At 69.5% G+C, this 11,451-nt stretch carries 14 protein-coding genes and 5 tRNA genes; 15 read left to right on the top strand and 4 right to left on the bottom strand.

Annotated elements, in window-relative coordinates; genetic code table 11:
* The first annotated feature begins 165 nt into the window (after window positions 1–165).
* From ABZ937_RS22605 to ABZ937_RS22565, 9 genes are all read left to right on the top strand, one after another.
* Window positions 166–360: a hypothetical protein gene (locus ABZ937_RS22605; protein ID WP_361694527.1), complete on the top strand. Its 195-nt coding sequence runs from the start codon at window positions 166–168 to the stop codon at window positions 358–360.
* 176 nt (window positions 361–536) lie between these two features.
* Window positions 537–1,322: a fumarylacetoacetate hydrolase family protein gene (locus ABZ937_RS22600; RefSeq protein ID WP_361694525.1), complete on the top strand. Its 786-nt coding sequence runs from the start codon at window positions 537–539 to the stop codon at window positions 1,320–1,322.
* A complete protein-coding gene (gene gltX / locus ABZ937_RS22595) occupies window positions 1,315–2,799 on the top strand; it encodes a glutamate--tRNA ligase (RefSeq protein ID WP_361694523.1) in 1,485 nt (494 codons plus the stop codon). Before ABZ937_RS22600 ends, gltX begins: the two co-directional genes overlap by 8 nt.
* 266 nt (window positions 2,800–3,065) lie before the next feature.
* Complete coding sequence (locus ABZ937_RS22590; protein ID WP_361694521.1) at window positions 3,066–3,797, top strand: HAD family hydrolase; 732 nt, start codon at window positions 3,066–3,068, stop codon at window positions 3,795–3,797.
* Between the two features lie 90 nt (window positions 3,798–3,887).
* A tRNA-Gln gene (locus ABZ937_RS22585) sits at window positions 3,888–3,959 on the top strand.
* A 21-nt stretch (window positions 3,960–3,980) separates the two neighbouring features.
* Window positions 3,981–4,053 (top strand) — tRNA-Glu (locus tag ABZ937_RS22580).
* A 29-nt stretch (window positions 4,054–4,082) separates the two neighbouring features.
* Window positions 4,083–4,155 (top strand) — tRNA-Glu (locus tag ABZ937_RS22575).
* A gap of 20 nt (window positions 4,156–4,175) precedes the next feature.
* Window positions 4,176–4,247 (top strand) — tRNA-Gln (locus tag ABZ937_RS22570).
* 28 nt (window positions 4,248–4,275) lie between these two features.
* Window positions 4,276–4,348: transfer RNA gene (locus ABZ937_RS22565), tRNA-Glu, on the top strand.
* 54 nt (window positions 4,349–4,402) lie between these two features.
* Here the strand turns inward: ABZ937_RS22565 and ABZ937_RS22560 are convergent.
* Window positions 4,403–5,047 carry a MerR family transcriptional regulator gene (locus ABZ937_RS22560; RefSeq protein WP_361694519.1) on the bottom strand — a complete coding sequence of 215 codons (645 nt, stop codon included), beginning with the start codon at window positions 5,045–5,047 and terminating at the stop codon, window positions 4,403–4,405.
* Between the two features lie 80 nt (window positions 5,048–5,127).
* On the opposite strand from ABZ937_RS22560, the gene ABZ937_RS22555 reads away from it, so the two are divergent.
* Window positions 5,128–5,637 carry a DUF4188 domain-containing protein gene (locus ABZ937_RS22555; RefSeq protein WP_361694517.1) on the top strand — a complete coding sequence of 170 codons (510 nt, stop codon included), beginning with the start codon at window positions 5,128–5,130 and terminating at the stop codon, window positions 5,635–5,637.
* A gap of 79 nt (window positions 5,638–5,716) precedes the next feature.
* Here the strand turns inward: ABZ937_RS22555 and ndgR are convergent, their stop codons facing one another.
* A complete protein-coding gene (ndgR, locus tag ABZ937_RS22550) occupies window positions 5,717–6,433 on the bottom strand; it encodes an IclR family transcriptional regulator NdgR (protein ID WP_009320373.1) in 717 nt (238 codons plus the stop codon).
* 207 nt (window positions 6,434–6,640) lie between these two features.
* On the opposite strand from ndgR, the gene leuC reads away from it, so the two are divergent.
* The 4 genes from leuC (at window position 6,641) to ABZ937_RS22530 (ending at window position 9,938) form a co-directional block, all read left to right on the top strand.
* Window positions 6,641–8,065, top strand: coding sequence for a 3-isopropylmalate dehydratase large subunit (gene leuC, locus ABZ937_RS22545; protein ID WP_361694515.1), 1,425 nt, complete (start codon window positions 6,641–6,643; stop codon window positions 8,063–8,065).
* A 5-nt stretch (window positions 8,066–8,070) separates the two neighbouring features.
* Window positions 8,071–8,664, top strand: a complete 594-nt coding sequence (gene leuD / locus ABZ937_RS22540) for a 3-isopropylmalate dehydratase small subunit (RefSeq protein ID WP_361694513.1) — start codon at window positions 8,071–8,073, stop codon at window positions 8,662–8,664.
* A gap of 274 nt (window positions 8,665–8,938) precedes the next feature.
* Window positions 8,939–9,169, top strand: coding sequence for a hypothetical protein (locus ABZ937_RS22535; protein WP_361694511.1), 231 nt, complete (start codon window positions 8,939–8,941; stop codon window positions 9,167–9,169).
* 136 nt (window positions 9,170–9,305) lie between these two features.
* Window positions 9,306–9,938 carry an HU family DNA-binding protein gene (locus ABZ937_RS22530; RefSeq protein WP_361694509.1) on the top strand — a complete coding sequence of 211 codons (633 nt, stop codon included), beginning with the start codon at window positions 9,306–9,308 and terminating at the stop codon, window positions 9,936–9,938.
* Between the two features lie 71 nt (window positions 9,939–10,009).
* Here ABZ937_RS22530 and ABZ937_RS22525 read toward each other — a convergent pair whose 3' ends face one another.
* Window positions 10,010–10,213, bottom strand: coding sequence for a hypothetical protein (locus ABZ937_RS22525; protein ID WP_361694507.1), 204 nt, complete (start codon window positions 10,211–10,213; stop codon window positions 10,010–10,012).
* A 71-nt stretch (window positions 10,214–10,284) separates the two neighbouring features.
* Window positions 10,285–10,923 carry a 2-phospho-L-lactate guanylyltransferase gene (cofC, locus tag ABZ937_RS22520; protein WP_361694505.1) on the bottom strand — a complete coding sequence of 213 codons (639 nt, stop codon included), beginning with the start codon at window positions 10,921–10,923 and terminating at the stop codon, window positions 10,285–10,287.
* Window positions 10,924–11,076: 153 nt separating this feature from the next.
* On the opposite strand from cofC, the gene ABZ937_RS22515 reads away from it, so the two are divergent.
* A partial coding sequence (locus ABZ937_RS22515; RefSeq protein ID WP_361694503.1) for a lysophospholipid acyltransferase family protein occupies window positions 11,077–11,451 on the top strand: 375 nt, incomplete at its 3' end.

Raw genomic sequence — 11,451 nt, 5'->3', positions numbered from 1 at the left:
GTTGTCGGCCGGAATTGACCGGTTTGCCCGTGAGTTCGTGAGCAAACTCACACGTTGATCGTGGGCAGTTGGCGTCTTCGGCGGGGAATCCGATGTTTAGCCTGACGCTTTACGTGAGGGTCGTATCTGTCAGCCCGCCGACACAGGACTAGGACTCGTACAACCGTGAAGACGACGATGATGTTCCGCACGATAGCCAACCCGCGACGCACGACCCTGGTGCACCTCAAGGACGCCGACGAACTGCAGACGCCGCAGCTGCCGGAGCACTCCGTCGATCTCCCCGCGCAGACGGCCAACCCCCGGCGCACGATCCTCGTGGACGTCCCGGCCGGCGTGGGCGCCGCGGCCGGCGAGTGACGGACGACCGTGCCGAGTGCGGCCGGGGGGATCACGCGACGATCCCCCCGGCCGCGCCCGTCTCCGGTGACCCGCCTCTGACCTGCGGGGATGCCCCCAGAAGCGAACAACTTCGCATAGCTCCGATAACCTGAGGCGTCAGTACGCCGGTTCTCAGTGAGGGGCGCAAGGATCCCGTGCGCATCGCCAGGTTCTCAATTGACGGGAACGTCGCCTTCGGCGCGGTCGAGGGCGACAAGCAGGACGAACTCGTCCTCGACATCATCAAGGGCATCCCGTTCGCGGACTACGAACTGTCCGGGACGAAGGTGCCGCTGAGCAAGGTCAGACTGCTCCCGCCGGTGCTGCCCAACAAGGTCGTGGCCTTCGGCCGCAACTACTCCGAGCACGCGCGCGAGCTGGGCAACGAGGTGCCGGACGCCCCCTTCGCCTTCTTCAAGCCGTCCACCTCGGTGATCGGCCCCGGCGACGACATCCAGTACCCCTCCTTCTCCGAGGAACTGCACCACGAGGCCGAGCTGGCCGTCGTCATCGGCCGCATGTGCCGCGAGGTGCCGCGCGACCGCGTCAAGGACGTGATCTTCGGCTACACCTGCGCCAACGACGTCACCGCCCGCGACGTGCAGAAGCGCGAGAAGCAGTGGGCCCGGGCCAAGGGCTTCGACACCTCCTGCCCGCTCGGCCCCTGGGTGGAGACGGACCTGGACCTCGCCCGCGCGAACGACCTGACCGTCCAGCTCACGGTCAACGGCGAACAGCGTCAGCTGGGCCGCACGAGCGAGATGATCCACCCCATCGAGGACCTGATCGTCAACATCTCCGAGGCCATGACGCTGCTCCCCGGCGACGTCATCCTCACGGGTACCCCCGCAGGGGTCGGCCCCCTGAACGTCGGCGACGAGGTCGCCGTCACCATCGAAGGCATCGGCACTCTCACCAACAAGGTTGTCAAGCGTGGCTAGCGCACCCGGCTCCCCCGTACGCGTCCGTTTCTGCCCCTCGCCCACCGGTAACCCCCACGTGGGCCTGGTCCGCACCGCCCTGTTCAACTGGGCGTTCGCCCGGCACCACCAGGGCACCCTGGTCTTCCGCATCGAGGACACCGACGCGGCCCGCGACTCGGAGGAGTCGTACAACCAGCTGCTCGACGCGATGCGCTGGCTCGGCTTCGACTGGGACGAGGGCCCCGAGGTCGGCGGCCCGCACGCGCCGTACCGCCAGTCGCAGCGCATGGACATCTACGCCGACGTGGCGCAGAAGCTCCTGGACGGCGGCTACGCCTACCACTGCTACTGCTCCCAGGAGGAGCTGGACTCCCGCCGCGAGGCCGCCCGCGCCGCCGGCAAGCCCTCCGGCTACGACGGCCACTGCCGCGACCTGACCGCCGAGCAGGTCGAGGTGTACCAGGCCCAGGGCCGCACCCCGATCGTCCGCTTCCGGATGCCGGACGAGACGATCACCTTCACCGACCTGGTCCGCGGCGAGCTGACCTTCACGCCGGAGAACGTGCCCGACTACGGCATCGTCCGCGCGAACGGCGCCCCGCTGTACACGCTGGTCAACCCGGTCGACGACGCCCTGATGGAGATCACCCACGTCCTGCGCGGCGAGGACCTGCTCTCCTCCACCCCGCGCCAGATCGCCCTGTACAAGGCGCTGACCGAGCTGGGCATCGCCAAGCAGACCCCGGCCTTCGGCCACCTGCCGTACGTGATGGGCGAGGGCAACAAGAAGCTCTCCAAGCGCGACCCGCAGTCGAGCCTGAACCTCTACCGCGAGCAGGGCTTCCTCCCCGAGGGCCTGCTCAACTACCTGTCCCTGCTCGGCTGGTCCCTCTCCGCCGACCAGGACATCTTCACGATCGACGAGATGGTCGCGGCCTTCGACATCGCCGACGTGAACCCCAACCCGGCGCGCTTCGACCTGAAGAAGTGCGAGGCGATCAACGGCGACCACATCCGCATGCTGGATGTGAAGGAGTTCACCGAGCGCTGCCGCCCGTGGCTGCAGGCGCCGTTCGCCCCCTGGGCGCCGGAGGACTTCGACGCGGCGAAGTGGGAGGCGATCGCCCCGCACGCCCAGACCCGCCTCAAGGTGCTCTCCGAGATCACCGACAACGTCGACTTCCTGTTCCTGGCGGAGCCCGTCTTCGACGAGGCTTCGTGGACCAAGGCGATGAAGGAAGGCAGCGACGCCCTCCTGCGCACGGCCCGCGAGAAGCTGGAGTCGGCGGACTGGACGTCGGCCGAGTCCCTCAAGGAGGCCGTCCTGGCCGCCGGCGAGGCCTTCGGTCTCAAGCTCGGCAAGGCCCAGGCCCCGGTCCGCGTGGCCGTCACCGGCCGCACGGTCGGCCTGCCGCTCTTCGAGTCCCTGGAGATCCTGGGCAAGGAGACGACGCTGGCCCGCATCGACGCGGCGCTGGCGAAGCTGAGCGCCTAGCCGACACATGCGTCAGGGGCGGCATCCGGTGGTGTTCCGGGTGCCGCCCCTGTTGCGTCGGTCACTGCGCGTCGGCTTCGTCGATCAAGTAGTGGCTCTCGTCGAAGATCACGGGTCACGGGCCAGTATCCCCAGGGCCCTGTCCAGCTGAGCCTGGCGGGAGCCGGGCAGGGAGTCGTATGCCGCGCGGGCTTCGACCGTGAACTGGATGCGGCACTCGCACATGGCCACCAGTCTGCCAGCCGTTCGGCGCTACCGTCGGTGCCATGACGATCAGAGCCGTGGTCTGGGACGTGGACGACACCCTCTTCGACTACACGACCGCGGACCGCGAGGGCATGCGTGCCCATCTCGCGGCGGAAGGGCAGCTCGCCCGGTACGGCGGTGCCGAGGCGGCGCTGGCCCGGTGGCGGGAGATCACCGACCGGCAGTGGGCGCGGTACGCGGCCGGCGAGGTCACCTTCCCGGACCAGCGGCGGGACCGGGTCCGGGTGTTCCTGGACGCGGAGCTGACCGACGCGGAGGCCGACGCCTGGTTCCAGCGGTACCTCGGGTACTACGAGGCCGCCTGGCGGCTCTTCCCGGACGTCCTGCCCGCTCTGGAGGCCCTCGCGGCCAGCCACCGGCACGCGGTGCTGTCCAACTCCAGCATCACGGTCCAGGAGCACAAGCTGCGCGCCCTCGGCCTTCTCGACCGCTTCGAGTCCGTGCTGTGCGCCGCCGAGCTGGGCGTCTCCAAGCCGCAGCCGGGCGCCTTCCTGGCCGCCTGCGAGGCGCTGCGGCTGCCTCCGCACGAGGTGGCGTACGTCGGCGACCACCCGGAGATCGACGGGCGGGGCGCCGCCGAGGCCGGGCTCATGTCCGTGTGGATCGATCGCGGAACGGCCTGCGCGCAGGCCGCCGGGGAGGTCGTGGCGCACCGCATCTCGACCCTCGCCGAACTCCCGGCGCTCGTCCGCACGGATACCCGTTTTGGAGCCCCGTCCACCTTCGGGTAATGTTCTTCCTGCGCCGAGGGGAGCGGGCCGAAAGGCCGGAGCCCCGAGGAGCAAGCTAGAACGAGAACCCCGCAGGGGCTTGAGTTCCAGTGGCCTATGGTGTAATTGGCAGCACGACTGATTCTGGTTCAGTTAGTCTTGGTTCGAGTCCAGGTAGGCCAGCTCGCAGAGCTTATCTGCAAAGCCCCCGTTGTGTAGCGGCCTAGCACGCTGCCCTCTCAAGGCAGTAGCGCCGGTTCGAATCCGGTCGGGGGTACTGATCTCGACCTCGTCGGGATCGCTAGGGCCCCCGTTGTGTAGCGGCCTAGCACGCCGCCCTCTCAAGGCGGTAGCGCCGGTTCGAATCCGGTCGGGGGTACGACTGGTCTAAACCATCATTGGTCTATGGTGTAATTGGCAGCACGACTGATTCTGGTTCAGTTAGTCTTGGTTCGAGTCCAGGTAGACCAGCTCGGATCTGCGGAAACGTAAGATCCACGCCCCCGTTGTGTAGCGGCCTAGCACGCCGCCCTCTCAAGGCGGTAGCGCCGGTTCGAATCCGGTCGGGGGTACGCACAGGGAAGGCCCTCCACCTCGGTGGAGGGCCTTCGCCGTTCCCGCGGCTCTCACTCGAAGCCGTAGCGCCGCGCCGACTCCTCCTCCTGCGCCAGCCGGTGCAGCGCCTCCAGCATCGGCTCGACCAGGACCGCGCTGGCCACCGCTGCCTCCGCCTGCTCCGCCTCCGTCGGATGCGTCTCCATGAAGTCCAGGTCGGCGATCGCCGCCTGGTGCATCAACTCCGCCCGCCTCGCGAGCAGTTCGACGTCCCAGTCGTAGCCGAGCCGGCGGAACGCCGCCACCGCCACCACCAGGGAGCGGTACGACGGCGAGATCGTCGTGAGCGACTTGGCGTTCTCCCAGCCCAGCGTGTCCAGCAGCGCGCCCACCTCCCGGTGCGCGGCCTGGACGTACTCGTCGTCCTCGTCCGGCTCCGGGACCTGCGGCAGCGCCCACAGGGCCGCGCCCAGCCGGATCGTGCGGCCCAGGGAGTCGTCGTCGACGTGCCCGAGCACCTCGCGGACCGTCGCCACCGGGAGCCGGCCGACCTGGATCATCGCGCGGACCAGCCGCAGCCGGCGCAGGTGCTCCTCGTCGTACTCCGCGGTCGTCGTGTTGACCTGGCGGCCCGGCGGCAACAGCCCCTCGCGCAGGTAGTACTTGATCGTCGCGGTGGCCACACCGCTGCGTCTGCTCAGCTCGGCAAGCCGCATCCCTTGCGCTCCTCCTTGGATAACGGCACTATCCAAGCATGCGCGCATTGGATAGCGCCGCTCACCGAGGAGGGGAACTCATGGTGTCCCGTACGACCGCTGACGCGAAGGGTGATGTCGTCGTCCTGCTGATCGGCATGCGCATCAACCGCTTCTGGGCGGTGCACCTGTGGCTGCCCGTGCTGCTCGCGATGGTCCGCATGCTGCGGGAACTGGGGAAGGATCCGGGGCGGGGGCTGCGCGCCAAGGTCCTGCTGACGGCGTCGCCGCGGACGTACTACGTCGTGCAGTACTGGGAGTCCAAGGAGAAGCTGTACGCCTACGCGACCGCGCCGGACGCGTTCCACCACAAGGCGTGGGCCGCCCTCAACCGCAAGGAGCGCGGCGGGAAGCTGCGTGGGGAGGTCGGGATCTGGCACGAGACGTACGTCGTGCCGGAGGGCTCGTACGAGGCGATATACGGGGACATGCCGCCGGTCGGGCTGGCCGCCGCGCACGGGCAGGTGCCGCTGGAGAGGCGGGGGCGGTCCGCCAAGGACCGGTTCGCGTACCGGTCGCGGAAGGAGCCGGCGGCGGAGCAGGCCGGCTGACGGGGGAGGGGACGGGGGAGCGAGGGGGGCCTGCCGCGGCGTTGGGGCAGGCCCCCCTCGGCGTTCCGGGAGAGCCGGCTCAGCCCGAGCGGCGCAGGGCCTCGGAGAGGCGGGCCGCCGCGTCGATGACCGCCTGGGCGTGCATACGGCCCGGGTGGCGGGTCAGGCGCTCGATGGGGCCGGAGACGGACACGGCGGCCACCACGCGGTTGGAGGGGCCCCGTACGGGCGCGGAGACGGACGCGACGCCCGGCTCGCGCTCGCCGATGGACTGGGCCCAGCCGCGCCGCCGTACGCCCGACAGGGCCGTCGCCGTGAAGCGGGCGCCCTGGAGGCCCCGGTGCAGGCGCTCGGGCTCTTCCCAGGCCATCAGGATCTGCGCCGAGGAGCCGGCCTTCATGGTCAGTGTGGAGCCGACCGGGACGGTGTCCCGCAGGCCGGACAGGCGCTCCGCCGCGGCCACACAGATCCGCATGTCACCCTGGCGACGGTAGAGCTGCGCACTCTCGCCGGTGACATCACGGAGGTGGGTGAGCACGGGGCCCGCCGTCGCGAGCAGGCGGTCCTCGCCCGCCGCCGCCGCAAGCTCCGCGAGGCGCGGGCCGAGGATGAACCGGCCCTGCATGTCGCGTGCCACCATGCGGTGGTGTTCCAGGGCCACGGCCAGGCGGTGGGCCGTGGGTCGTGCCAGTCCGGTGGCGCCGACCAGACCCGCGAGGGTGGCCGGACCGGACTCCAGAGCGCTCAGGACGAGGGCCGCCTTGTCCAGAACGCCGACGCCGCTACTGTTGTCCATGCAACGATACTCACGTCTCACTCTGTGAAACGCAAGTTCAATTTTCCGTGGAACGCGCCACCCTGGAATCACACAGCGGCCCGCAGACCAACGGGCCTGGCGGTGGACGCCCGGAATCACGACGTTCAGGGGCCCCGAAAAGGGCAGCCACCGCTCCTCAAGATCTCTAGTTGGGTCGGCGGACGTTTGCCGGCCGGAGGGAAAGCGATGGGTAGGACACTCGCGGAGAAGGTCTGGGACGACCACGTCGTCCGGCGCGCCGAGGGCGAGCCCGATCTCCTCTTCATCGATCTGCACCTGCTGCACGAGGTGACCAGCCCCCAGGCCTTCGACGGGCTCCGCCAGAACGGCCGCCAGGTGCGCCGTCTCGACCTCACCATCGCGACCGAGGACCACAACACCCCGACCCTCGACATCGACAAGCCCATCGCGGACCCGGTCTCCCGCGCCCAGCTGGAGACCCTGCGCAAGAACTGCGCCGAGTTCGGGGTGCGGCTGCACCCGCTGGGTGACGTCGAGCAGGGCGTCGTCCACGTCGTCGGCCCTCAGCTGGGCCTGACCCAGCCCGGCACCACCGTCGTCTGCGGTGACTCGCACACCTCCACGCACGGCGCCTTCGGCGCGCTGGCGTTCGGCATCGGCACCTCCCAGGTGGAGCACGTGCTGGCCACCCAGACGCTGCCGCTGGCCCGCCCGAAGACCATGGCCATCACGGTCGACGGCGAGCTGCCCGAGGGCGTCACCGCCAAGGACCTGATCCTCGCGATCATCGCGAAGATCGGTACCGGCGGCGGCCAGGGCTACATCCTGGAGTACCGCGGCTCCGCCATCGAGAAGCTCTCGATGGAGGCCCGGATGACCATCTGCAACATGTCGATCGAGGCCGGTGCCCGCGCGGGCATGATCGCCCCCGACGAGACCACCTTCGAGTACCTCAAGGGCCGTCCGCACGCCCCCGAGGGCGCCGACTGGGACGCCGCGGTCGCGTACTGGAAGACCCTGAAGACCGACGAGGACGCCGTCTTCGACGCCGAGGTCGTCATCGACGCCGCCGAGCTGTCCCCGTTCGTCACCTGGGGCACCAACCCCGGCCAGGGTGCGCCGCTTTCGGCACACGTCCCCGACCCGGCTTCGTACGAAGACGCTTCGGAGCGCCTGGCTGCCGAAAAGGCCCTGGAATACATGGGGTTGGAGGCCGGCCAGCCGCTGCGCTCCATCAACGTGGACACCGTCTTCGTAGGCTCCTGCACCAACGGCCGCATCGAGGACCTGCGCGCCGCCGCGGACCTCCTGCGGGGCCGCAAAGTCGCCGACGGCGTACGGATGCTGGTCGTCCCGGGCTCCGCGCGCGTGGGCCTGCAGGCCGTCTCCGAGGGCCTGGACGTGGTCTTCAAGGAGGCCGGCGCCGAATGGCGGCACGCGGGCTGCTCGATGTGCCTCGGTATGAACCCCGACCAGCTGGCCCCGGGCGAGCGCTCCGCCTCCACCTCCAACCGCAACTTCGAGGGCCGGCAGGGCAAGGGCGGTCGTACGCACCTGGTGTCGCCGCAGGTCGCGGCCGCGACCGCCGTCCTGGGTCACCTGGCCTCGCCCGCCGATCTGTCCGACGCCCCCGCGCCCGCTGGAGTCTGAGAACCATGGAAGCCTTCACCACCCACACCGGCCGGGCCGTCCCGCTGCGCCGCAGCAACGTCGACACCGACCAGATCATCCCTGCTCACTGGCTCAAGAAGGTCACCCGGGACGGCTTCGAGGACGGGCTGTTCGAGGCCTGGCGCAAGGACCCCGAGTTCGTCCTCAACCGCCCCGAGCGGCAGGGCGCCACGGTTCTGGTCGCCGGCCCCGACTTCGGCACCGGCTCCTCCCGCGAGCACGCCGTCTGGGCGCTGCAGAACTACGGCTTCAAGGCCGTGATCTCCTCGCGCTTCGCCGACATCTTCCGGGGCAACTCGCTGAAGAACGGCCTGCTCACGGTGGTCCTGGACCAGAAGATCGTGGACGCGCTGTGGGAGCTGACCGAGAAGGACGCGACTGCTGAGGTCACTGTGGACCTTGAGGCACGTGAGGTGCGTGCCGAGGGCATCACCGCCTCCTTCGAGCTGGACGAGAACTCCCGCTGGCGGCTGCTGAACGGCCTGGACGACATCTCCATCACGCTGCAGAACGAGGCCGACATCGCCGCGTACGAGGCCGGCCGGCCCGCCTACAAGCCGCGGACGCTCCCGATCTGATCCGCGCGGACCGAATCCCCCGAGCGGGTCGGGTTTCGGCCACCCAACCACCCCGTCTGTACCCCCGATCGCCACGATTGGGGGTACAGCCATGTCTGCACCCGAACGGACCTGCGTCTCTGTTCGGGTTCGCTCAACTTCCCACGTTACGAAGCCTGTTGGCCGGGTACGTGAGTGCTGTGTTCGCGTCCGCCGCAAGTGCCTGGAAGGCCATTTGAGGCGGCAGTTGCCCCCTGCGCAGGCGACAACTCGCCCCAGATGGCACAATCTGTGCATGGAACACGACGGCCAACTCCAGCTCTATACGGCGGTCGCGAACCAGCTCAAGGAAGCGCACTCAAGGGTGCGCGCACTGCAAGTCCCGGAGGGCGTACGGATGGCGCTGACCCGGAAGCTGCTGGTCATTACGGCCGCGGCCAAGCACGATCTCGCCGACGCGGCAAGGCGGCTCGATCGGTTCACGGCGGATCTCGACGCGGGTCGGATCCCTGAAGAGGACCGCTGAACCGTCCGAGACAGCCGAGTCCGTTGCGGCACAAGGGTGATAAGCCCGTTTCGTGTTTGATTTGCGGTATATATCTGCCTAACGTGCGAAAAAGCTTGAACACTTTCGTTCTGGCGATGTCTCCGAAGGGGAAGACGTGAACAAGGCGCAGCTCGTAGAAGCGATTGCCGACAAGATGGGTGGCCGCCAGCAGGCCGCCGATGCTGTCGACCATGTCCTGGACGCCATCGTCCGCGCGGTCGTCGCGGGTGAGCGGGTCTCGGTCACCGGCTTCGGGTCCTTCGAGAAGGTGGACCGCCCCGCCCGGTACGCCCGCAATCCTCAGACGGGCGAGCGGGTTCGGGTCAAGAAGACCTCCGTGCCGCGCTTCCGCGCCGGTCAGGGCTTCAAGGACCTGGTGAGCGGCTCGAAGAAGCTCCCGCGCGGCGGCGAGGTCGCCGTGAAGAAGGCGCCCAAGGGCAGCCTGACCGGTGGGGCTGCCGCGACGGTCAAGAAGGCCGCCGCGAAGAAGACCACCAAGGCTGCCGCCAAGAAGACCACGGCCAAGAAGGCGGCACCGGCGAAGAAGGCGACGGCCGCCGCGAAGAAGACCACGGCGAAGAAGGCTCCCGCCAAGAAGGCCACGGCGACCGCCAAGACCGCCGCGGCCAAGACCACCGCCAAGAAGGCCCCGGCCAAGAAGGTCACCGCCAAGAAGGCCCCGGCCAAGAAGTCGACGGCCCGCAAGACCACCGCCAAGAAGGCCACTGCCCGCAAGGCGACGTCGTAAGGCCGCCACAGCACTCACGCGCCGGGCCGGACTCCCCTGGGGAGCCCGGCCCGCGGCATGTGTAAGGGCGGTTACAAGGTGTGGAGGGTCACGAGGGTGATGCGCAGGGTGTCGCCCCCGCCCTCGGTCTCGATCCGGACGCGCTGTCCGGGGCGCAGCAGCCGGAGGGCTCCGGCGTCGAACGCGGCGGCGTCGAAGGGCACCGGGGTGCCGTCGTCGAGCAGCACCTGTCCGCTGCGGGTCTCCGGGTCGTACGTGTATGCGGTGGCCTGCATGACGGCCAGCCTAGTGTTCGCCGTCGCGGGATGCGCCGCAGGGGCACGGACCGTTCGCGGGCGGCGCCGTGTCACGAGCCAGGGATCGGCAACCGCGCCGACGCCGCGGCCGTGTGCCGGCCCACGCCCAACGCCAGCGCCGTGCGCAGGTCGTCGCCGGTGTCCACGTCCTGCCGTACCGAATCGACCCCCGCGAGCAGGAGTTCCGTCGCGCCCGAGGCCCGGTGCCGGGAACGGGAATCAATACCGAACGCCGGCCGCAATTCACGGTCACCGGCCGCCGCCAGCAAAGTCGTGCCCAGTGCCGCCGCGTCCGCGAGAAACGCCCGGGGGAATTCCCCGGCCGCACCCAGGACGACGGCCAGTTCCGCGGGGCGCAACGCCGGAAGGTCGGCGTTCAGGGCCGCGACCGGTGCGCCGGGGCGGATTTCCCGTACGACGGCCGCGCCGTGCGCCAGAGCGGCGTTCAGGCCGCCGCGGGGGGTGTCCGGGACGATTCGCGCACCCAGGGCGGAAAGCTCCCGGCCGGCCCGCTCGTCGTCCGTGACGACCGCCACATCCGCCACCGCCGCGCAGGCCAGCGCCGCCGACACGGTGTCCTGTGCGAACGCCAGTGCCAGCCCCGGGCGTACCCCGTCGTCGGCGGTGTCCGCGAGCCTGCTCTTGGCCTGCGTCAGGGGCTTCAGGGGGATGACCAAGGTCCACTGCACCGGCGTACCGTCCCTCTCTTGTCCCGCTCATTGTCACCCGGGCCATCTGGCGCCGAGGGAAGCGGGGCGTACGGTGTTCTCGACAGACCGGCGGCCCGGGGCGAGACTTGTGCGGCCCCCGCCGGGGTGGCAGTCCTAGAGGAAGGTGTCCTTGTGCCCCGCCGCAGAATCGGCTTCTGGTACCGCTTCGCCGCGGTGATCTGCAAACCGCCGCTGGTGGTTCTGATCAAGCGGGACTGGCGTGGAATGGAGCACATTCCGGCCGAGGGCGGATTTATCACCGCGGTGAACCACAATTCCCACGTGGACCCCTTCGCGTACGCGCACTATCAGTACAACACCGGACGGGTCCCGCGATTCCTGGCGAAGAGCGGGCTTTTCAAGAAGGGATTCGTCGGCGCCGCCATGCGCGGCACCGGGCAGATCCCCGTCTACCGCGAGTCCACCGACGCGCTCAGCGCCTTCCGGGCCGCGATCGACGCCGTGGAGCGCGGCGAGTGCGTCGCCTTCTACCCCGAGGGCACCCTC

Source organism: Streptomyces sp. NPDC046727 (genome assembly GCF_040645635.1).
In the GTDB taxonomy this organism is placed as follows: Bacteria; Actinomycetota; Actinomycetes; order Streptomycetales; family Streptomycetaceae; genus Streptomyces.
Note: the sequence above shows the minus strand (reverse complement) of the source record. Positions and strands in the feature narration are given on the sequence as shown.

Bases quoted from the DNA above. Each gene is read 5' to 3' on its own strand.
- leuC (WP_361694515.1), top strand. From the start codon at position 6,641: ATGGGTAGGACACTCGCGGAGAAGGTCTGGGACGACCACGTCGTCCGG.
- ABZ937_RS22525 (WP_361694507.1), bottom strand. From the start codon at position 10,213: ATGCAGGCCACCGCATACACGTACGACCCGGAGACCCGCAGCGGACAG.
- ABZ937_RS22560 (WP_361694519.1), bottom strand. From the start codon at position 5,047: ATGCGGCTTGCCGAGCTGAGCAGACGCAGCGGTGTGGCCACCGCGACG.
- ABZ937_RS22590 (WP_361694521.1), top strand. From the start codon at position 3,066: ATGACGATCAGAGCCGTGGTCTGGGACGTGGACGACACCCTCTTCGAC.
- leuD (WP_361694513.1), top strand. From the start codon at position 8,071: ATGGAAGCCTTCACCACCCACACCGGCCGGGCCGTCCCGCTGCGCCGC.
- ABZ937_RS22555 (WP_361694517.1), top strand. From the start codon at position 5,128: ATGGTGTCCCGTACGACCGCTGACGCGAAGGGTGATGTCGTCGTCCTG.
- ABZ937_RS22535 (WP_361694511.1), top strand. From the start codon at position 8,939: ATGGAACACGACGGCCAACTCCAGCTCTATACGGCGGTCGCGAACCAG.
- ndgR (WP_009320373.1), bottom strand. From the start codon at position 6,433: ATGGACAACAGTAGCGGCGTCGGCGTTCTGGACAAGGCGGCCCTCGTC.